General features: G+C 72.4%; 17 protein-coding genes and 1 tRNA gene. 4 read left to right on the top strand and 14 right to left on the bottom strand.

The window, feature by feature from the left end; genetic code table 11:
- Positions 1–855 precede the first annotated feature (855 nt).
- The 4 genes from ACZ4EF_RS05205 to ACZ4EF_RS05190 form a co-directional block, all read right to left on the bottom strand.
- The gene (locus tag ACZ4EF_RS05205; RefSeq protein ID WP_467502838.1) at positions 856–2,166 is read right to left on the bottom strand and encodes a sensor histidine kinase; all 1,311 of its coding nucleotides are present in this window, start codon (positions 2,164–2,166) and stop codon (positions 856–858) included.
- Positions 2,167–2,183: 17 nt separating this feature from the next.
- The gene (locus ACZ4EF_RS05200) at positions 2,184–4,187 is read right to left on the bottom strand and encodes an MMPL family transporter (protein ID WP_467503065.1); all 2,004 of its coding nucleotides are present in this window, start codon (positions 4,185–4,187) and stop codon (positions 2,184–2,186) included.
- A gap of 272 nt (positions 4,188–4,459) precedes the next feature.
- Positions 4,460–5,011 (bottom strand): flavoprotein, encoded by a 552-nt coding sequence (locus ACZ4EF_RS05195; protein ID WP_467502836.1) that lies wholly within the window; start codon positions 5,009–5,011, stop codon positions 4,460–4,462.
- 140 nt (positions 5,012–5,151) lie between these two features.
- Positions 5,152–5,223: transfer RNA gene (locus ACZ4EF_RS05190), tRNA-Val, on the bottom strand.
- 149 nt (positions 5,224–5,372) lie between these two features.
- On the opposite strand from ACZ4EF_RS05190, the gene ACZ4EF_RS05185 reads away from it, so the two are divergent.
- A complete protein-coding gene (locus ACZ4EF_RS05185; RefSeq protein WP_355349974.1) occupies positions 5,373–6,614 on the top strand; it encodes a hypothetical protein in 1,242 nt (413 codons plus the stop codon).
- A 138-nt stretch (positions 6,615–6,752) separates the two neighbouring features.
- Here the strand turns inward: ACZ4EF_RS05185 and ACZ4EF_RS05180 are convergent, their stop codons facing one another.
- Positions 6,753–6,986, bottom strand: coding sequence for an FmdB family zinc ribbon protein (locus tag ACZ4EF_RS05180; RefSeq protein WP_391047336.1), 234 nt, complete (start codon positions 6,984–6,986; stop codon positions 6,753–6,755).
- Positions 6,987–7,220: 234 nt separating this feature from the next.
- Between ACZ4EF_RS05180 and ACZ4EF_RS05175 the strand changes: the two genes are divergently transcribed.
- Positions 7,221–7,757: a DUF4383 domain-containing protein gene (locus ACZ4EF_RS05175; RefSeq protein ID WP_355349968.1), complete on the top strand. Its 537-nt coding sequence runs from the start codon at positions 7,221–7,223 to the stop codon at positions 7,755–7,757.
- 25 nt (positions 7,758–7,782) lie between these two features.
- Here the strand turns inward: ACZ4EF_RS05175 and ACZ4EF_RS05170 are convergent, their stop codons facing one another.
- Positions 7,783–8,442, bottom strand: a complete 660-nt coding sequence (locus ACZ4EF_RS05170; RefSeq protein WP_355349965.1) for an O-methyltransferase — start codon at positions 8,440–8,442, stop codon at positions 7,783–7,785.
- 54 nt (positions 8,443–8,496) lie between these two features.
- Between ACZ4EF_RS05170 and ACZ4EF_RS05165 the strand changes: the two genes are divergently transcribed.
- Positions 8,497–9,123: a nucleoside/nucleotide kinase family protein gene (locus tag ACZ4EF_RS05165; protein WP_402712265.1), complete on the top strand. Its 627-nt coding sequence runs from the start codon at positions 8,497–8,499 to the stop codon at positions 9,121–9,123.
- A 279-nt stretch (positions 9,124–9,402) separates the two neighbouring features.
- On the opposite strand, the gene ACZ4EF_RS05160 is transcribed toward ACZ4EF_RS05165, so the two are convergent.
- The 3 genes from ACZ4EF_RS05160 to ACZ4EF_RS05150 form a co-directional block, all read right to left on the bottom strand.
- A complete protein-coding gene (locus ACZ4EF_RS05160; protein ID WP_391047340.1) occupies positions 9,403–10,221 on the bottom strand; it encodes an HAD family hydrolase in 819 nt (272 codons plus the stop codon).
- On the bottom strand, positions 10,218–12,821 hold the full coding sequence (locus ACZ4EF_RS05155) for a phosphoribosyltransferase (RefSeq protein ID WP_467502834.1): 2,604 nt from the start codon (positions 12,819–12,821) through the stop codon (positions 10,218–10,220). The genes ACZ4EF_RS05160 and ACZ4EF_RS05155 overlap by 4 nt, the downstream gene beginning before the upstream one ends.
- 111 nt (positions 12,822–12,932) lie before the next feature.
- Positions 12,933–14,099 carry an HpcH/HpaI aldolase/citrate lyase family protein gene (locus ACZ4EF_RS05150; protein ID WP_355349953.1) on the bottom strand — a complete coding sequence of 389 codons (1,167 nt, stop codon included), beginning with the start codon at positions 14,097–14,099 and terminating at the stop codon, positions 12,933–12,935.
- Positions 14,100–14,262: 163 nt separating this feature from the next.
- On the opposite strand from ACZ4EF_RS05150, the gene ACZ4EF_RS05145 reads away from it, so the two are divergent.
- Positions 14,263–15,183 carry a TerD family protein gene (locus ACZ4EF_RS05145; RefSeq protein ID WP_467502832.1) on the top strand — a complete coding sequence of 307 codons (921 nt, stop codon included), beginning with the start codon at positions 14,263–14,265 and terminating at the stop codon, positions 15,181–15,183.
- Between the two features lie 27 nt (positions 15,184–15,210).
- On the opposite strand, the gene ACZ4EF_RS05140 is transcribed toward ACZ4EF_RS05145, so the two are convergent.
- The 5 genes from ACZ4EF_RS05140 to ACZ4EF_RS05120 form a co-directional block, all read right to left on the bottom strand.
- Entirely contained in the window at positions 15,211–15,942 is a 732-nt protein-coding gene (locus tag ACZ4EF_RS05140; protein WP_355349947.1) for a TerD family protein, read from the bottom strand.
- Between the two features lie 70 nt (positions 15,943–16,012).
- Positions 16,013–17,206, bottom strand: a complete 1,194-nt coding sequence (locus ACZ4EF_RS05135) for a DUF475 domain-containing protein (protein WP_401304272.1) — start codon at positions 17,204–17,206, stop codon at positions 16,013–16,015.
- Between the two features lie 55 nt (positions 17,207–17,261).
- The gene (locus tag ACZ4EF_RS05130; RefSeq protein WP_355349942.1) at positions 17,262–17,837 is read right to left on the bottom strand and encodes a TerD family protein; all 576 of its coding nucleotides are present in this window, start codon (positions 17,835–17,837) and stop codon (positions 17,262–17,264) included.
- Positions 17,838–17,955: 118 nt separating this feature from the next.
- Positions 17,956–18,531 (bottom strand): TerD family protein, encoded by a 576-nt coding sequence (locus ACZ4EF_RS05125; protein WP_188285108.1) that lies wholly within the window; start codon positions 18,529–18,531, stop codon positions 17,956–17,958.
- Positions 18,532–18,639: 108 nt separating this feature from the next.
- Entirely contained in the window at positions 18,640–19,122 is a 483-nt protein-coding gene (locus tag ACZ4EF_RS05120; protein ID WP_467502829.1) for a peroxiredoxin, read from the bottom strand.
- Positions 19,123–19,319 lie beyond the last annotated feature (197 nt).

Genomic DNA, 19,319 nt, shown 5'->3' with positions numbered 1-19,319 from the left:
GATGATCGGGCCGGTGCCGTCCGGGGTCGTGGTGCCCAGGGTCGTGGTGCCCGGGATCAGGGTGATCCGGGTCAGCGTGGTCCGGGCCGTGATGACCGGGGTCGTGCCATACGGGCTCGTGGTGCGTCGGCTGGTGCCGTACGGGCTCGTGGCGGTCGGGCACACGGCTGGGCGCGGGCGAGGTCGTCGGCGCGGCCGTGGGCTCGGGGTCGGTCCTGTGGGTGGGAACAGACGTGGGCGCGGCCGTACGCGTCGGTTCGGGCGCGGGCGCGGGTGTGGTCGTGGGAGCGGGATTGGGTGTGGGTGCCCGGGTGGGCGGGGACGTGGGACCGGGATCGGGCCGGGAGGGCCGCGTCCGTGTCGGTGCGGGTGTGGGTGTCGACGTCCGGGTCGGTTCCGGACCGGGCGACGCGCGGTGCGACGGCGCGGGCGACGCGGCCTCGGACGGTACGGGCGACGCGTGGTGCGACGGGTGACGGGACGGCTCGGCGGGGCATGACTCCGCTCTGCCGTGGCCCGCTCCCGCCGGGCACCGCGCGCGCGGCTCGGCCGAGGCCACCGCGCCGAGTCCCCACGATCCTGCCGCCATCGTCACGACAAGCAGCGCCGTCCAACCGCGGACGCGCCTCCCCCTAGAAGTGGTCACCCTTCATGGTCAGCATGCGCGCGGCACGTGCCGACGCTTCCCGCGACCGTTCCCCCAAAGGAGTAACGAAGGCGTCAAACCCTCGATTTTCCGCGCGAATCAGCGCCGCCCGCACCGGCCGCCGCGCGGGCGTGACGGGCCCGACTCGCAGCGGTTGAGGACCAGTTGGGCGCGGTCGCGGGTGCCGGTCCCCCGCGCGGCGGGGCGCGTCAGGCGGGGTCGTGCGGTGCGGCGGCCCCGTCCGTACACGCGTCCGCGCGGGGGGTCAGCGGGAGGTCGGCCGCGACCCGGAATCCGCCTCCGGCGAGGGGGCCCGCCGTCAGGGTGCCGCCGACGCTGCGGACGCGTTCGCGCATGCCGATCAGACCGAAGCCGGGGCCGAGGTCGGGCCCGTGGGCGGGGCCGTGGGCGGGGCCGTGGGCCGGGCTGTCGTGAGGGCTGTCCTGAGGGCTGTCCTGAGGGCTGTCGTGGCGGCCGAGGTGGAGGTTGAGTCCGGAGCCGGGCCGGGGCCCCGTGCCGACGGCCGCCCCGCCGTCGTCGGTGATCTCGACCAGCAGCGAGCCGGGGCCGACGCGCACGGTCACCTCGGCCCGCGCCCCGGCCCCCGCGTGCCGGGTGGTGTTCGTCAGGGCCTCCTGCACGATGCGGTACGCGGCGGCCTCGACGGCGGGCGGGATGTGCGGGTCCGCGCCGCCGGAGGAAGCACCTCGCGCCGTAAGCACGTGGAGCCGGGCCCCGGCCGGGCGGGCGAGGTCCGACAGCGCGGCCAGACCGGGCAACGGCCCCTCGTCGGCGGCCCGTTCGCCGTACCGCAGCACCTCCAGCGTGGTGCGCACCTCGACGCGGGCCGCGCGGCAGGTGTCCGCGATGCCGTCCAGCGCCTTGGACACCGCCGCCCGGTCGAACTCCTCGGGCGCCACCGTCATCACGTGCGCGGCCACCGCCGTCTGCACGCCGATCAGCGTGATGCTGTGCGCGAGCAGGTCGTGCAGGTCACGGGCGATCCGCAGCCGTTCCTCCGCCACCCGCCGGGCCGCCACCTCCTCCCGCGTCCGTTCGGCGCGCTCGGCCCGCTGCGTGGTCGCGGCCACCAACTGGCGGTGCACGCGCACGGTCGCGCCCGCCACCAGCACCGCCGCGATCCAGCCCGAGGTCCGCAGCGTGTCCACCGCTCCCCCGGCGTCCGAGACCCAGTCCGCCGCCACCGTGCCGCCGACGACCACCGTCCCGATGGCCGCCGCCCGCCACACCGGGCTCGTGGCCGCCGCCGTGAACAGCAGCGTCATCGAGCCCAGCACCGGCGCCGCGTGCGGATACCCGAGCGCGTGGTACGGCCCAAGGAACGCGACCGTCACCACCAGCGCGGCCGTCGTGTGCGTCCGCCGCCACAGCAGCGGGATCTGGCAGCAGACCAGCAGCGCCCAGCCCAGCGCGTCGGGACGCGTCCCCGGCGTCAGCAGGGCCAGCGGCACCGACAGCGCCGCCAGCCCCGCCGCGAGCGCCGCGTCCTGGCGCGTCACGCGGCGCCCTCGCGGGCTCACCCCCGTTCGCCCGGCGCCGGGCGGCTCAGGGCGCCGGGCCACCAGACCCGGCGGCGCAGCAGCAGCGCGGCCGAGGTCACCAGGAAGGTGCGGACGAGGAAGGTGTCGAGCAGGACGCCGACGGCGATGACGAAGCCGAGTTCCGCGAGCTGGACGAGAGGCATGTTCATCAGGACGGAGAAGGTCGCGGCCAGGACGACACCGGCCGAGGTGATGACGCCGCCGGTGGAGTGGAGCGCGCCGAGGGTGGCCTCGCGGGGGCCTGCGCCGTTGAGCGCCTCTTCGCGCATGCGGTGCATGAGGAAGATGCCGTAGTCGACGCCGAGGGCGACGAGGAAGACGAAGGAGAGCAGCGCGAGTCCTGGATCGGTGCCGTGGAAGCCGAGGACCGGGCCGAAGACGAGGCCGCCGATGCCCAGGGCGGCGCCCCAGACGGCGACGACCGCGACGACGAGCAGCAGCGGCGCGACGAGGGACCGCAGCAGGAGGACGAGGATGAGCAGGACGGCGGCGAGGGTGATCGGGATGACGATGCCGCGGTCGCGCTGGTTGGTGTGCTGGAGGTCGAGCTGCTGGGCGCTGGGGCCGCCGACGTAGGAGCCGGGGAGTCCGGTGCGCAGGGCCTTGATGGTGGCGGTCTCGGCCGCGGTCTGCGGCGGGCCCGCGGTGGTGACGAAGAATTCGCTCCAGCCGTCGGCGGTGCGCCCGGCGCGCACGTCGGTGACGCCTCGGGTGGAGCGGGCGGCGGCCCGCGCGGCCTCGGCGCGGTCGGCGGGCGCGATGACGGCGACGGGACGGCTGCCCTGGTCGGGGTAGGCCGCGCCGAGCATCCGCATGGCGGTGATCGCGTCGGGCTCGCTGCTGAACATGTCCTGCTGCTTGACGCTGCCGGGCAGGTTGAGCACGCCGACGGCGAGGGCGCCGAGCAGCAGCACACCGCCGACGAGCACCGCGACCGGCCTGCGGCCGACGCCGTCGCCGATCGCGACGAAGGCGCCGCGCCGCTGCTTCGGCTCGCTGCCGTGGGCGGGGATCAGCGGCCAGAACACGCGGCGGCCGAGGACGACGAGGACGGCGGGCAGCAGCGTCACCATGGCGAGCAGCGCGCAGACGACGCCGACAGCGGCCGTCGGGCCCATGCCCCGGCTGCTGTTGAGGTCCGCGGCCAGCAGGCAGAGCATGCCCGCGGCGACGGTGCCCGCGGAGGCCAGGACCGCGGGCGCGGCTTTGCGCAGGGCGGTGCGCATGGCGTCGTACGGGCGCTCGGTGCGGCGCAGTTCCTCGCGGTAGCGGGCCACGAGCAGCAGCGCGTAGTCCGTGCCGACGCCGAAGACGAGGATGGTCATCACACCGGAGCTCTGGCCGCTGACGGTCACGCCGAACGCCTGGTTGAGGCCGTAGGTGACCGCCATCGACAGCACGTCGGCGGCGCCCGCGCAGATCAGCGGGATCAGCCACAGCACGGGGCTGCGGTAGATGAGGATCAGCAGGACGGCGACGACGAGGACCGTGGTGTAGAGCAGCGGGCCGCCGAGCGCGCTGTAGACCTCGGCGCTGTCGGTGTCCAGGGCGCCCTGTCCGCCGACCTTCACCGTCAGCCCCGAGCCGCCCTTGGCGACGGCCCTGACCCCGTCCACGAAGTCGGTTCTGGCCTGGGAGTCCTGGCCCGGCGCCGTGGTCGACATCGGGTACATCAGCGTGGTGCCGTCCTTGGACGGCACGGCCCGCGGGGTGTCCCCGGTGAGCCGGTTCGTACGGGCGATCTCGGCGGTCTGCCGCGCGGCGGTGGCCCGGTCGGCCGCGGTGAGGCCGCCGTCGCGGTGGTAGACCACGACGATGTCGGTCGTCTCGCCGCCGGGCAGCGACGCCTGGATCTTGGCCGCCCGCGTGGAGTCCGCGCTGTTCGGCAGGTAGTCCACGACGCTGTCGCGCTGGACGTCACCGAGCCTGGCGGACAGCGGTATCGCGACCGCCAGCACCCCGACCCACAGCGCGAGCATCAGCCACGGCAGCTTCCGCGCCCGGCCCCCGCCCGCCCCTGCGCCCGGCGGCGCGGCGCCCCCGTCACGTACCCCGCTGACCTGCTCCGCGGTCCTCATCCCGGCCTCCCCTTGCGACGAACGACTGATCGCCTCCATCGTCAAGGCGTGACAGCCACGGAACGTCGCGCCAGCGGCGGACATCGCCGTACCCCCGCGGGCGGTACAGGCCGCGCCGTTACATCCACGGGAGTACGGACGCGGCCCGGTCGGCCGGTGTCCCCGGCCCGGTGTCAGCGCAGGTGATCGGGGAGTGCCGCCTTCGCCGCCTCGAACAGCAGCGGCCAGGGGAAGTCGTCCGGGGCGTCCTGGCCTGGCGGGTGGGGGACGAAGCCGCCCTCGCCGTAGAGGACCCTCACCCCGGCCACGCGCAGTTCGTCGACCGACCGGTCGAAGGCAGGGTGCCGGGCGGTGGCGGTGTTCACGCACGGCATCGTCACCAGGGGGATGCTCTTGCCGATGGCCTCGGCCGCGACGCCGACGACGAAGTGGTCGGTGATCCCGAGCGCCCACTGGTTGATCGTGTTGAAGGTGGCCGGCGCGACGGCGATCACGTCCGCGGGCGGCCAGACGTCCGGCTCACCGGGCTTCTTGTACGTGCTGCGCACCGGGTGACCGGTCAGCTTCGTCAGCTTCTTCGTCTGGGTGAAGAGCCAGTCGGCGGCGGCGGGCGTCAGACCGAGGCAGACGTCCCACCCGGCTCGTTGCGCGCCCTCGACGACCGAGGCGATATCCAGTACCGGGGGTGCGGCGGAGCCGAACAGATAGAGCACGGGGCGCGTCATGACCCCACCCAACCCCGACCGTGACGGGCCACGCAACCGCCCCCGGCCGCCGCGCACGGGCCGGGGGCGGCACACGGAGCGGGACAGGGAAGAGGCCCCTGTCCAAGGACGCTGGACAGGGGCCCGGGGGCTTCCGAGGGTGGGCGTGGACGGTTTCGAACCGCCGACATCCGCCTTGTAAGGGCGGCGCTCTACCACTGAGCTACACGCCCTCGGTGAGTTCGACGTCACAGGTTACCCTGCCCTGGGGCGTGATCAGCAACCACGGGGCCGTGGGGACCGGGCGGTGTGTTCGGGGCGGCCTGGTGGGAGGATGGGTCCGACGGTGGTCGGCGGCGATCTGCGGGGAGAGAGTGTCACGGTGACGACGGCACGTTCGTGGTGGCGACGCGGCGACAATCACCGTGCGGAGGCGCAGGCGGCGAAGGACGCCGCGTCACAGGCGTTCTACGAGCTGGACACGGCGCAGCGCGATCTGGAGATCTCGATAGAGACGATCTCGGCGGTGGACGACTCCCCCGAGGCGCGCCGGGCGCTGGCCGGATTCCGGTCGCTGGGCGAGCGCATCGACCAGGTGAGCGCGGCCTACATCAACACCGTGGACGCGCACGACATCGACCGGGACGAGCTGGACGCGGGCACGGCGGCGCGGGCGCGCACCGAGCTGACGAAGGCCAAGGACGAGCTGGACAGGGCCAAGACCGAGCTGGAGCGTTTCTCCGCGGGTCTCGCGCCGCTGCTCGGCAAGGCGGAGACGCAACTCGCCCGGCTGGCGCCCGCCGTGGAGCGGGCCAAGCAGTCGCTGCTGGCGGCGACGAACGCGCTGGACGGGGTCCGCGCGGTCGGGCTGAAGGCGGACGACCTCGCGGCCCGGCTGGCCGCGCTGGCACCCGAGCTGACCAGGCTGAACGAGGGCGCGAGCAAGCACGGCGTGCAGGAGACCGTCCAGCGGGCCGACGATGTGCGCCGCAAGGCGGACGCGGTGCGGACCGAGGCGGAGCGGCTGCCCGAGCAGGCCAGGGAGATGGACAAACGGCTGGTGTCGCTGCGTACGCGGGTGCAGGCGCTGGCGACGCGGGCCGAGGGCGTGGACCCGGTGCTCAGCGAATTGCGGCGGCGGTTCTCGCTGGCGTGCTGGCAGGACCTCCAGCAGGTGCCCGAGCGGGCCGCGCAGGCGGTACGGCAGGCGGAGACGGCGCTGGCCGAGGCGCGCAAGGCGCGGGACGAGCAGCGCTGGCCGGACGCCACGTCACGGCTGGCGACGGTCAGGGCGCTGATGGACGACGTGGAGGGCGCGGTGTCCGCGGCCGGTGACCGGCTGCGGCAGCTCAACGAGGTGAGCAAGGACCCGAAGGGCGAGGTCGAGAAGACCCGCTTCGCGATCCGGGACGCGCAGCGGCTGGCCATGCAGGGGCGTTCGACGCCGGAGCCGCGGCACGCCCGCCCGCTGGACGACGCGGTGGCGCGCCTCGACCGCGCGGTGGCCGCGCTGGAGGGCAGGCACCCGGACTACTGGGCGTTCCTCACCGAGACCGCAGCGGTGCGCGAGACCGCGAACCGCGTGGTGGCCAACATCCGTGAGGACCGCGCGGCCGGGCGCTGAGCACCCCTGGCCGGTCTCCTGCTCCGGCGACCGGCGGTACGGCCGGACCGGCGTTGTACGGCCGGACCAGCGTTCATACGGCCGGACCGGCATACGTACGATCCGACCGCCGCCCGTACCGGCCCCCGTCCCGTCCGTTCAGCTACAGCAGCCGCCACCGCAGCATCCGCCGCCGCCGTTGCCGCTCGCCGGGGCGGGACCGGCCGACGACGAGGACGAGGACGACGAGGAGCCGACCGCGACCGTCGAGAGCAGCTTCACGGTGTCGTCGTGACCCTTGGGGCAGACGGTCGGGGCGTCCGACTGGGACATCGGGCGGCGCAGCTCGAAGGTGGAGCCACAGGTCTTGCAGCGGTACTCGTAGCGAGGCATGGGCCCAGGGTAGCGGGGACGCGGCCCGCGGAGGGCGTTCATCCACAGGTCGCCCGGCGTCGCCGGGGTCCGGGAACGATGTGCCGGACTTCGCGCACTGCCGCCCGCTGCCGCAAGCCCCGCGCCGCCGGCCCGTGACCCGGGGTGACCCGCGCGGAGCGCCGGATTCCGGACCCCGGCCTATCCTGGAGGAGCAGCGGCCTCGATTCCCCTTCAGCGAAGGAGGCCGGTCATATGCGACTCGACGATCATCTGCCCGTGGACCACAAGCTGAGCCAGATGTACCGCTTCGGCGCCGGTCTGATGGGCCTGATCCTGGTCGTCTTCGGGATCCTCGGACTCCTCAACGGCGTGTCGTTCCTGTCCAAGGCGGGCGACCGGATCGCCGGGCTGAACTCCAACGGCGCGCTCAGCACGATCTCCATCGTCATCGGCGTGCTGCTCTTCGCCGGGATGGTGAAGGGCGGCAACTTCGCCTCGACCCTCAACATCGTCGTCGGCGTCGCCTTCCTGCTCAGCGGGTTCGTCAATCTCGCCCTGCTGGACACCGGCAGCAACCTTCTGGCGTTCAAGATGTCGAACGTGCTGTTCAGCTTCGCGGTCGGCGTGATGCTGATGTTCTTCGGCATGTACGGGCGGGTGACCGGCGGGCTGCCGCACGACAACCCGTACTGGCGCAAGCGCCACCCCCAGCAGGCAGCCCGCGAGGAGGAGGCCCGGGCGGCGGTGACCACCCGGCGGCCGCCTCCCCGCGGACTGCCGCAGCACTGACCCCGTGACGGTCCTGCCGGAGTGACTACTTCTTACGGGCCAGGGTCAGGCCGTCCGCGACGGTGAGCAGGACGTCGTCCACCCGGTCGTCCGCGCGTACGTGGTCGTTGAACGCGCGGATGGCCGCGGCGCCGCCGGTCGCGTCCTCGTCCACGACCTCGCCGTGGAAGAGCGTGTTGTCGACGACGAGCAGGCCGCCGGGGTTCATGCGCGGCACCAGCTCCTCCCAGTAGTCGGTGTAGGACCCCTTGTCGGCGTCCAGGAACACCAGGTCGATCCACTGGCCGCCGGGCAGCGCCTTGAGCGTGTCGATGGCCGGGGCGATCCGCAGGTCGACGCGGTCGGCGACGCCCGCCTTGGCCCAGGCGTCCTGGCCGACGGCGGTCCACTCCTCGGAGACGTCGCAGGCGATGAGCCTGCCGTCGGCGGGCAGGGCCTGGGCCATCGACAGGGTCGAGAAGCCGGTGAAGGTGCCGACCTCCACGATCTGCTTGGCGCCGGTCAGGCGGACGAGGAAGGCCAGCAGCGGGCCCTGCTCCTCAGCGGTCTGGAGCCCGGCCACATCGGCGAGGCGGGCGTGCGTGGTCTCGACCAGTTCCCGCTGGACGGCGTCCAGCGGCGGGTTGTGCGCGAGGACGTATCCGTAGAGCTCGGGTGTGAGCTGCGGGTTCTTCGTTTCGGACAAGGGTCTTCTCCCTGGTGCGGCGCTCAGGGCCCGTCCGGGCCCTAGGGTGACGGAATGCTCGTGGATGACGCGGTCGCCTTGGTCCCCAGCATTCCAGGCCGGAGGGCTCTGCTGGGGCTGGCGGGCGCCCCGGCCGCCGGGAAGTCGACTCTGGCGCGGCGGCTGGTGTCCGGGGTGAACGACCGGGTGGGCGCGGGGACGGCCGCGTATGTGCCGATGGACGGGTTCCATCTGTCCAACGCGCAGTTGGACCGGCTGGGGCTGCGGGACCGCAAGGGCGCGCCCGAGACGTTCGACGTGGACGGCTACGTCCACCTGCTGCGGCGGCTGCGCGGTGACCGTCAACACCCGGTCTACGCGCCCGACTTCGACCGGCGCCTGGACGAGCCGGTGGCCGCCGGGCTGGTCGTCGCGCCCGGTGTCCGGCTCGTCGTCACCGAGGGCAATTACCTCGCCGACGACGGTGCCGGGTGGGAGCAGGTCCGTGACCTGCTGGACGAGCTCTGGTACGTCGACGCGCCGCGTCAGGTGCGTGAGCGGCGGCTGCTGCGACGGCACGTGCGCGGGGGGCGCAGCGAGCTGGAGGCCCGGGCCTTTATCGCTGCGAGCGAGCGGCCCAACGCGCGACGCGTAGAGCGCTCCCGCGCCTATTGCACCCGGGTGGTGGCCCCGGGGCACTGACCCCGGGCCCCGAGGCGGTTCCTCTCCGCCGGGGCGCCGGCCACGCGCTTTTTTTGGGGGCGCGGGGAACTGCGCGGCCCGCCCCCACCGGGCTGTCAGCCCGAGAACAGACAGCGTCTGCCCCGCTGGGGCCGGTTTTCAAGGCGCGCCACCGTCGGTGGCTGGTCGCGCAGTTCCCCGCGCCCCTAAAAAAACAAGGCCCTGCGCGACGGCAGCGCACCAGCCCCGGACCCCTAAAAACAAGGCCCTGGGGCAGGCTGGCCCTGCGTGGGGGCGGCGTTAGAGGGCGTTGCGCATCCGCAGGATGATCTCTTCGCCGGCGGCGACGCCGACCGTGGGGAGGCCGGTGACGTGGGGGGCGGTCCAGCCGGAGTCGGCCAGCTCGCCGTGGCCGGGGCGCCAGCCCTCATCGGCGGCGAGGAGCAGATCGGCGTCGAGGAGGGAGTCGCCGGCGGCGAGGACGCGGTCGGCGCCGGTGCGGCGGACGACCTCGGCGAGGGCGGCGGACTTGCTGAGCGGCAGCGGCACGGCGTAGATCTTGCGGCCCTGGAGGGAAACGGTCCAGCCGCGGGGTTCGGCCCAGGCGGCGAGTTCCTTGACCCAGCCGGCGGGGAGGCGTTCGCGGTCGACCACGAGGTAGGCGAAGAGGTCTTCCGCGATGCGCTCCTTGCGCAGCCACGCGGGGTCGGCGGTGGCGGCGAGGTGGGCGCGTACCTCGTCCAGCGGCGCGGAGCCGTCGGCGAGACGGCGGCGGATCTCGGCGTTCCAGTCATGGTCGGTGCGGCCGTCGACCAGGAGGTGGCCGCCGTTGGCGCAGATGGCGTACCGCGGCTGGGGTCCCGGCAGGCTGATCCGGCGGTACTGCTTGCGGGTGCGGGTGGTGGAGGGCACGAACTGCCCGGCCTCCGCTGCGAGTCGCACCAGCAGCGCGGCGGCGGTCTCGGTCATGTAGGACAGCGGCTTGGCCTCGTGCACCTCGACGCAGAGCAGGCGCGGCGCGTGCTCGTCGGCCATGGTGAGGGCGAGCGCCGCCGTGGAGTAGATCAGGGTGCGGTCGAGGTCGCTGGCGACCAGCGTGCGGTTCTGACGGGTACTCACTTCGCGTCCACCGCCTTGCCGTCGGTCCCGGTGGCCCCTCGGGTGTAGCGGGGGTGGATGAGACCCACGCAGGAGTACGGCAGCCCGTCCACCTCCTCGACCGGTACGCCGCGCTGTGCGGCCAGCAGGCGGACGTGGTCGAGGTCGGCGCCGACGCCGCGCTGGGCGAGGATCTTCCAGGGCACCCGGCGCAGCAGCACGCGGGTGGTCTCGCCGACGCCGGGCTTGACGAGGTTCACGTCGCCGATGCCGTACTCCTCGCTGATCCGCTCGACCGCGGCCCAGCCCGCCCAGGTGGGTGAACGGTCGGCGGAGCGCAGCGACTTGACGTCCTCGGCGACGGCGTCGCCGACCCGGTCGAAGGCGGCGGTGACGGTGTCGAGGAAGAGCCCTGAGACGTCGGCGCCCGCCAGCTCGCGGTAGAACTTCGCGCCGTGGTAGTCGTCGGGCCCGGTCAGGTCGGCGCGCAGCACGGTGCGCGAAATGAGGCCGGAGACCGTGGAGTTGAGGCACGCGGAGGGGATCAGGAAGTCGTCGCGGGTGCCGTAGGTGGACACGCAGCCGCCGGGGTCGGCGAGCACCGCGATGTCCGGGTCGAAGACGCCTTCGCCGTCGAAGTCCTTGACGGCTTCGGCCAGTTCGCGGGTGATGGCGCCCTTGCCCGTCCAGCCGTCGACGAACACGGCGTTCGCCGCGTCGTGGTGGGCGGCCAGCCAGCTCAGCGCGTTGCGGTCGATGCCCCGGCCGCGGACGATGGAGACGGCGTAGTGCGGCAGGTCCAGGCCGTGCGCGTGCCGGGCCCAGCGGCGCATCAGCACGCCGACCGGGGTGCCCGCGCGGGCCAGCGAGACCAGGACGGCGTCCGGGCCGCGCTCGGCGAGCACGAGTTCGGTGACGGCGCCGACCGCGCGCGCGATGCGTTCGGCGGAGCCGTCGAGGGCGGCCTTGAACAGGTCCTGGTACGCGGCGCTCGGCTGGTACTCGACGGGCAGCGACTCGGCATAATGCGCGCCGCCGCTCTGGATGGCCTCCTCGCGCTCCTCGGTCGGCGCTTCCAGCTCGACCTCCGACAGGTCCTTGAGCAGCCAGCCGACCTCGTCCGCCGCGTACGACGAGAAGGCGGGGCCGCGCAGGGGCTCGGGCAGCGGTCGGGCGGTGGCGCTCACAGGGGCGGGGCTCATCGGTGCGGCGTGTCCGTTCGGTCGGGGACGGGACTCGGTTCCGGCGGTGAGCCGGGACCGCAACCGGGCGTGCAGCCGGGGCCGCGGCCGGTAGGTGGGGACGACGGCGACCAGTACGCGGTCGGTGTGCGCGGCGAGCTGGGCGATCAGGCCGCCGGGCCCGTACAGCTCGGGGGTCTCGCCCGCGGAGTCGATGACGCAGACGACCGCGTCGAAGCCCGCGCCCGCCACGTTGTACGCGTACCGGTCGCCGGGGCCGTCGCTGGGCTCGTCGTGGGCGGGGAACACGATCCGGCTGCGGATGGCGTAGCCGGGGTCGTCGACGGCCAGCACCGGCGAGCGGGTGGTGGTGGAGTAGCGCACGTCGAGAGCGCCGCCAGGGGCCGCCCGCGAGCCCCCAAGGCCCGCGTCCGCTGCGGCGGTGTGCCGCCCCAGGCCCTCAAGGCCCCCGTCCGCTGCGGCGGTGTGCCGTCGCAGCGCCTCCGCCAGCCGCAGCGGGGCGTACATCAGCTCCTCGTTGCCGAGGACGAGGACGCGGCGGGCGCCGGGCGGAAGCGCGGCGGCCAGCCGCTGTCCCATCGCGGGCAGCGCGGCCTCCAGGGCGGCGCGGTGCTCGGGCAGGAAGCCGTGCCTGCCGCCGTCCGGCACCCCGGCCGGCCAGTCCAGCTCGACGTGCGTGAGGTCGTAGTAGTCGGCGGGCGCGGGCGGCGGCGTCTCGTGGGCGGCCACCAGGGCCTGGCCGCGCTCCAGCACGCCCTCGGGGAGCGTGACGGCCCCCGCGACCAGGGCGACGACGTCCACGCGGGCGCCGAGTTCCGCCGCGAAGTCCTCCAGCCGCGCCTGGTCGGCGGCGGACCGCATGTCGGTGAGGGCGACCACCACATACCGCTCGCGCGGGTGGCGTCCGTGCAGGTCACGGATGGTGTTGAGGATGGTCTGGCCGGTGGAGAACTCGTCGTCGACGAGGACCAGCGGGCCGCTGCCCGCCAGCAGCGCCGGGTCCTCGGGGAGCAGCAGGTGCCCGGTGGCGTGGCTGTGCTCCTCCTGGAAGCCGCCGCCCGCCGCGACGCCCGCGACCTCGCGCCGGGTGGAGTGCAGGTACGGCACACCGCCGACGCCGTCGGCGACGCAGTGGCCGAGCCCCGTCGCGGTCTCGGCGTAGCCGAGGACCACGGCGTCGGCGACCGCGTCCGGGCCGAGCAGGTCGCGGACCCGCTCGCCGAGCGCGTACGCGGAGCCGTAGACCGCGCGCGGGTCCTGCGGGACGTGCTTGCCGAGGATGTTGGAGACCAGCAGGTGGGCGCGCTTGGGGTTGCGGCGCAGCGCGAGGCCGAGCACTCCGTGCAGGCCCTCGCCCACCAGGCCGATGCCCAGCCGGTCCGCGACCCACTGGCCCGGCCAGGGCGTGTGCGTTGCCATGCGGTGCTTCTCTTCCGTTCGGTGCGAGCGCGGCGCGGGGGCCGTGCTCAGGGCTGGGCGCGGCGCCTGGCCGTGCTCAGGACTGCGCTGGAGGCTGTTCCGGGACCGCGCTCAGGACTGCGGCAGGCTCGCCGCGAGCAGTTCCACGAAGCCGATGTCCTCCTGGGCGACGCCGAAAACCTCGGCGCGGCGCATGGTGCGCTCCGCCCAGGCGCGGTGCGGCTTCACCTCGTTCATCTTGTTGGTGTACGCGGACCGCATGACGCCGCCGCCGGAGCGGTCCTCGTCGAGTATGTCGGCCGCGTCGCAGAACTCCTCGTGCGTGACGACGCTCAGCGCGTGCACGACGGGCACGTGGGTGGGGTGGATGCAGGTCTTGCCCTGGAGGCCGTTGGCGCGGTCCAGCTCGATCTCGCGGAGCAGTCCGTCCATGTCGCGCTCGATGAGGGTGTCGCGCAGGTCCTCGGCCTCGGGGGTGAAGGGGCTGCGGCGCAGTTGCGGCTTGAACATCCGCTCGTGGTGCCTGAAGTACTCCCAGACCGGTCCCGTCACGGTGAAGCCGCTGCCGTCGGCGCGGCCGAGGACGTTGACCACGTCGGCGATCACCGAGGCGACGATCTGCACGTCGTAGGCGGTCATCGCGGGGGCGCGGCGCAGGCCGTAGGAGGAGCAGAAGTCGGTGACGCCCAGGCGCAGGGCGAGCACCCGCTCGCGGTATTTGTCGACCGTCCTGGATATCCCGTAGAGCGTCTCGACCCGGCTCTCCAGGTGCAGGAGCTGCGGGGACTCCAGTACGGGCATGGCGAAAAGGCGCCGCCCGCTGGCGGCCTCCGCGTGCGCCATGGCCTCCAGGAAGGGGACGCCGGTCTCCTCGGTGAACTTGGGCAGCACGAATCCGGACAGCAGTTCCACGGTGCCGCCGAGCCGTGTCACCAGGTCGGTGATCTGCGCGGGCGTGCGGACCCGGATGAACAGCAGCGGAAGCGCCGCCTCCGGCCGGGTCGCGAGATCGGCGAACTGCCGGACGAGATTGGCCTCACCTGCGACGACGTCGCGGTCGTCGATGGAGTCCTCCAGGCACAGGACCATCGACACCACACCCCGGGCGGCCTGCTTCACCACGTCGTCCGCGAGCTGCGGGCGGGTGGCGGGGCTGTAGAGGGTGGCGCCGAGGGCGACCGCGAGCATGCGTGCGGGCGAGTCGGCAGTGAACTCCTGCGGCTCGCGGTGAAACAGTTCGCTCCTGGCTTCAGGAGCGAGGTGCCCGAAGTGTCGCATACGCCCCATTTCGAGGTAGTGAGCCCGATGATATCTGGCCGATTATCGTACGTGCGAGCATGGGGTAGAGGTTCCCTCCACACGTGAAAAACAGGTAACCGCGGCGGGTCCACCGCGTGACCGTCCCGCCCGGCGTTGTGGCGCACGCCACGGGGAGGGCAGGATGACCGGTATGACGCACGTGATGGTGAAGGGCTCGAACACCCCACTGGACGCCCCCGGAATCCGGGCGGTACTGCGCTGGACCCCGGCGTCCGGTTCCCCCGATGTTGACGCCTCCGTGCTGCTGCTCGGTTCCAACGGCAAGGTCCGTTCCGACGCCGACTTCGTCTTCTACAACGAACCGCGCCACCCCTCGGGGCTCGCCCGTCACCTGCCCAAGAAACGCGTCTCCGGCAGCCTGACCGACACCGTCGAGGTCGACCTGGCCGCCCTCGGCTCCGACGTGGACCGCGTCGTGATCGTCGCCTCCTGCGACGGCGGCCCCTTCGCGCAGGTCCAGGACCTGTGCGTGCTCCTCTACGACACCACGGGGCCGCAGCACGCGCCCGTCATCACCTTCGAGGTGCGCCCCGACACCGGCTACGAGACCGCCCTGAACTGCGGCGAGATCTACCGCAAGGACGGCGGCTGGAAATTCCGCGCCCTGGGCCAGGGGTACGACACCGGTCTGGTCGGCGTGGCCACCGAATTCGGCATCGCGGTGGACGACGTCGAGGGCGGCGACTCCGACCGTACCGCCGTACCGGCCACGACCGCGCCGCCCACCGTCTCCCCGGCGGCGCCGCCCACGGCCGGGCCGGTGTCCCAGCAGACCGCGCCGTACGCCCAGGAGCCGGAGCCCGCGCCCACCAGTGCGTACGGATACCCGCTCCAGGCTCCCTCGCCCGGCCACGTGCCCGCACAGCCCGCCTACGGCTACCCGCAGCCCGTGGCGGCCACCACGGCCCCCGCGGTCCACCAGCAGCCGCAGCAGGGCTACCCGGCGTACGGCTACCCGCAGCCGGTGGCCGCCACTGCCGCCGCCAACGACGGCGGCTTCCAACTGCCGCCGCAGGGACCCCAGTTCCAGTCGGGCAGCTGACCCGCGCGGACAGCCCGCCGGACGCGGTCAGACCTTGGACTTGTAGCCGCGGCCCCACTGGAGGCCCCAGCCGTAGAGCCGGTCGATCTCGGCCTGGAAGCCGTAGACGTACCTGACCTCGCGGCGCACCACCAGCTCGCCCTTGCGGTTCTCGATCAGCACGACGGCGCACGAACGGGCCTGCGGCTCCCGCTCGTTGAGCGGGATCTCGATGCGCGGGCCCGAGGTCGGGAAGATCTCGACCTTCGCGTGCGTGCGGTCGAAGGCGGGCGTGCCGTCGTAGATGTAGACGAAGACCAGCAGCCGCCGGAATTCGTCCCGCTTGTCGAAGTTGATGTACAGCGTCTCGCCCGAGGTGCCGCCGAACCGGTCGTCGCCGCTCATCTGGATGTACGGCGGCGCGTCCAGGTCGCCCAGCAGATTGCCGAGCGGCTGGACAACTCCCTTGCTGCCGTCGGCCAGTTCGTACATGCAGGCCAGGTCGAGGTCGACATTGACCATGGCGGGTCCGGCCGCCTGCACCACGCGCGGTTTGAAGACGTCGAGCTGGCGGCGGAAGAACCCGCCGTTGGAGGTGGCCCAGCCACCGGTGTCGGATGTCCGCATCGACCACGAGAGGTTGACCCGGAGGTTGCCGACGGCCGCTCCCTGCTTGGACAGCGACACCATCGGGTGCCGCTTGGTGAGTTCCACGGTGTGCGCGTTCGCGACGTCGAACTGCTGCCCGCCGCTCGGCCGCAGAAAACTCCACCAGGCCATCTGCCCTCGCCCTCCCCTGACATGAGGCTGCCCCCGCCGGACGGCGGGGGCAGCGCTGGCGCGACCGGGGTCAGACCCCGCTCGCGACTTCCGCCTTGTCGTCGTCCTTGTCACCGTCCGGTTGCCCGGAGTCTTCCCCGAGTCGGCGGTTGCGTACCACCGAGGACCAGTACGAAGCGGCGATCAGCACCACGCCGACCAGACCGGTGATGACCTCGCTGACGTCGTACTTGATCGTGACGAGCAGGATGACGGCCAGCGCGCCGATCGCGTAGTGCGCGCCGTGCTCCAGGTAGACGTAGTCGTCCAGGGTGCCCTTGCGGACCAGGAAGACGGTCAGCGACCTGATGTACATCGCGCCGATGCCGAGACCCAGCGCGATCTCGAAGATGTCGTTGCTGACCGCGAAGGCGCCGACGACACCGTCGAAGGAGAAGGACGCGTCGATGACTTCGAGGTAGAGGAACATGAAGAACGCGGCCTTGCCCGCCAGGCCCACGACCTGTCCGGTGCTGACGCCGTTGCCGCTCTTCGCCGCGACGGGCTCCGCTCCGCCCGCTTCCGCGCCGTCCTCGTCGTCCGCGCCGTCCTCGTCGTCGTCCTCCAGCCGCTCCTCGAAGAAGCTGGAGACACCGCCGACGATGAGATACGTGAGCAGGCCGCCGACGCCCGCCAGCAGCACCGTCTCACCCTTGTCGATGGTGCCGTGACCGCCGTGCAGCGGGACGCCGGTGGCGACGGTGGTGGCGGCGACGAGCAGCGCGACCAGCGCGACCACGACGGAGAGCATGTCCAGCTTGCCGACCTTGGCCAGCGGCTTCTCCAGCCAGCCCAGCCAGGTGATCTCCCGCTCCTCGAAGATGAAGTCGAGGAAGATCATCAGCAGGAACATGCCACCGAAGGCGGCGATCGCCGGGTGCGCGCCGGTGACCAGCGCCTCGTAGCGGTCGTGGTCGTTGATCGCGACCCTGACCGCTTCCCACGGACTGAGCTTGGCCGTGATGGCGACGATGATGATCGGGAAGACGAGCCTCATGCCGAAGACGGCGATCAGCACGCCGATGGTGAGGAACATCTTCTGCCAGAAGGCATTCATCTTGCGGAGGATGCCCGCGTTGATCACCGCGTTGTCGAACGAGAGTGAGATCTCGAGGACCGACAGGATCGCGACAATGGCCAGGCCCTTCCAGCCCCAGAGGACGCCGGCCAGGGCGAGGCCGGCGGCAGTGATGCCGAACGACCAGCCGAATGTTCTGAGGAGCACGAGCTACCTACCTATTTCCCTGATGATCACGAGGACCCCCGCGAGGTACGCGGCTTTACGAAACGTTGACCCCGAAGTCTAGGGCGATGCCGCGCAGTCCGGAGGCGTACCCCTGACCTACCGCACGGAACTTCCACTCGCCGCTGTAGCGGTAGAGCTCGCCGAAGATCATCGCGGTCTCGGTCGAGGCGTCCTCGGTCAGGTCGTAACGGGCCAGTTCGGCGCCGTCCGCCTGGTTGAGCACCCGGATGTACGCGTTGCTGACCTGGCCGAAGGTCTGGGAACGGGCGTCGGCGTCGTAGATCGAGACCGGGAAGACGATCTTGTCGACGCGCTCGGGGACGAGGCTCAGGTCCACCAGGATCGTCTCGTCGTCACCGCCGGTGCCGCCGACCAGTTCGTCGCCGGTGTGCTCGACGGAACCCTCCGGGCTCTTGAGATTGTTGTAGAAGACGAAGAACTCGTCTCCCAGGACCCGGCCGTTGCCGCAGAGCAGCGCGCTGGCGTCCAGGTCGAAGTCGGCTCCGGTGGTCGAGCGGGAACTCCAGCCGAGACCGATCTGCACCTTGGTGAGATTCGGCGCGGCCTTGGAGAGGGAGACATTGCCTCCCTTGGCGAGCGTGACGCCCATCGTGTTTCGTTCCTCCCCGTCGCAGGGTGTGCTGGGTGGGTCCTGGGTGCTGGGTGGGCCCTGGGTCCTGGGTCCGCCAGGGACGGGCGGCGCCCGGTGGCCGGGCGCCGCACCGCGATCAGACGTTGACGCCGAAGTCCTGGGCGATGCCGCGCAGTCCCGAGGCGTAGCCCTGGCCGATGGCGCGGAACTTCCACTCCGCGCCGTGCCGGTACAGCTCGCCGAAGACCATGGCGGTCTCGGTCGAGGCGTCCTCGGTCAGGTCGTAGCGGGCCAGCTCGCGCTGGTCCGCCGCGTTGAGCACCCGGATGTAGGCGTTGCGCACCTGGCCGAAGCTCTGCTGGCGGCTCTCGGCCTCGTAGATGGAGACGGGGAAGACGATCTTCGCGACATCGGCCGGGACACCGGCCAGATTCACGTTGATGACCTCGTCGTCGCCCTCGCCCTCACCGGTGAGGTTGTCACCGGTGTGCACCACGGAGCCGTCGGGGCTGGTGAGGTTGTTGAAGAAGACGAAGTGCGCGTCGGAGAGCACCTTGCCCTGGTCGCTGGTGAGCAGCGCGCTCGCGTCGAGGTCGAAGTCGTTGCCGGTGGTGGTGCGGGCGTCCCAGCCCAGACCGACGACGACGGCCGTGAGATTCGGCGCCTCCTTGGTCAGCGAGACGTTGCCACCCTTGCTGAGGCTGACTCCCACGAGTCCTCCCAAATCGGTTCGTGCGTGCTGTGTGCGTGGCGTACGCGTGCACAGATCCTGCGCTGGTGCCGGATCAACGTGCCGAGCTTAGTGACGGGTTCCCGAGGTCTACAGCGATTCGAGCGCCTTTGCGTAGTCGTGAAGATCGCGGGCGTCCGGCAGCCCGTTGACGACGGTCCAGCGCACGGTGCCCTCCTTGTCGATGACGAAGGTGCCGCGCAGGGCGCAGCCCTTGTCCTCGGCGAAGACGCCGTAGGCGCGGGAGACCGCGCCGTGCGGCCAGAAGTCGGACAGCAGCGGGTAGTCCAGGCCCTCCTGGTCGGCGAAGACCCTCAGCGAGTGCATCGAGTCGCAGGAGACGGCGAGCAGTTGCACGTCCGCGTTCTGGAACGCGGGCAGCTCGTCGCGCAGCGCGCACAGCTCGCCGGTGCACACGCCGGTGAAGGCGAAGGGGTAGAAGAGCAGCACGACGTTCTTCCGGCCGCGGAAGTCGGCCAGGCGCACGGTACGGCCGTGCTGGTCGGGCAGGGCGAAGTCGGGTGCCGGGGCGCCGACCGCGGGGATCTGGTGGGCTGCGCTGATCTCGCTCATCGCGCGGGCGTCCCTTCTCGGGGAGGCGCGGGACCCGGCGCGGCCGTCGCGACCGCCGCAGGGCCGCGACACAGGGTGGGCCAAGCGCGGGGGGGGGGGGGTCCCCCCCAGGGGGGGGGGGAGCGAGGGGGCGAGGGGGGGGGGGGGGGGGAGGGGGGGGGGGGGGAAGCCCCGTGCGGGGGCTCCGTTCTCGGAAA

Source organism: Streptomyces sp. NPDC025721, from assembly GCF_055558595.1.
This window is presented reverse-complemented; position numbering and strand designations above follow the sequence as displayed.

What these genes read in the sequence shown, in the direction of transcription:
- ACZ4EF_RS05200 (WP_467503065.1), bottom strand. Translation starts at nt 4,187, where the DNA reads ATGCTCGCGCTGTGGGTCGGGGTGCTGGCGGTCGCGATACCGCTGTCC.
- ACZ4EF_RS05195 (WP_467502836.1), bottom strand. Translation starts at nt 5,011, where the DNA reads ATGACGCGCCCCGTGCTCTATCTGTTCGGCTCCGCCGCACCCCCGGTA.
- ACZ4EF_RS05180 (WP_391047336.1), bottom strand. Translation starts at nt 6,986, where the DNA reads ATGCCTCGCTACGAGTACCGCTGCAAGACCTGTGGCTCCACCTTCGAG.
- ACZ4EF_RS05175 (WP_355349968.1), top strand. Translation starts at nt 7,221, where the DNA reads ATGCGACTCGACGATCATCTGCCCGTGGACCACAAGCTGAGCCAGATG.
- ACZ4EF_RS05165 (WP_402712265.1), top strand. Translation starts at nt 8,497, where the DNA reads ATGCTCGTGGATGACGCGGTCGCCTTGGTCCCCAGCATTCCAGGCCGG.
- ACZ4EF_RS05155 (WP_467502834.1), bottom strand. Translation starts at nt 12,821, where the DNA reads ATGGCAACGCACACGCCCTGGCCGGGCCAGTGGGTCGCGGACCGGCTG.
- ACZ4EF_RS05150 (WP_355349953.1), bottom strand. Translation starts at nt 14,099, where the DNA reads ATGCGACACTTCGGGCACCTCGCTCCTGAAGCCAGGAGCGAACTGTTT.
- ACZ4EF_RS05145 (WP_467502832.1), top strand. Translation starts at nt 14,263, where the DNA reads ATGACCGGTATGACGCACGTGATGGTGAAGGGCTCGAACACCCCACTG.
- ACZ4EF_RS05140 (WP_355349947.1), bottom strand. Translation starts at nt 15,942, where the DNA reads ATGGCCTGGTGGAGTTTTCTGCGGCCGAGCGGCGGGCAGCAGTTCGAC.
- ACZ4EF_RS05130 (WP_355349942.1), bottom strand. Translation starts at nt 17,837, where the DNA reads ATGGGCGTCACGCTCGCCAAGGGAGGCAATGTCTCCCTCTCCAAGGCC.
- ACZ4EF_RS05120 (WP_467502829.1), bottom strand. Translation starts at nt 19,122, where the DNA reads ATGAGCGAGATCAGCGCAGCCCACCAGATCCCCGCGGTCGGCGCCCCG.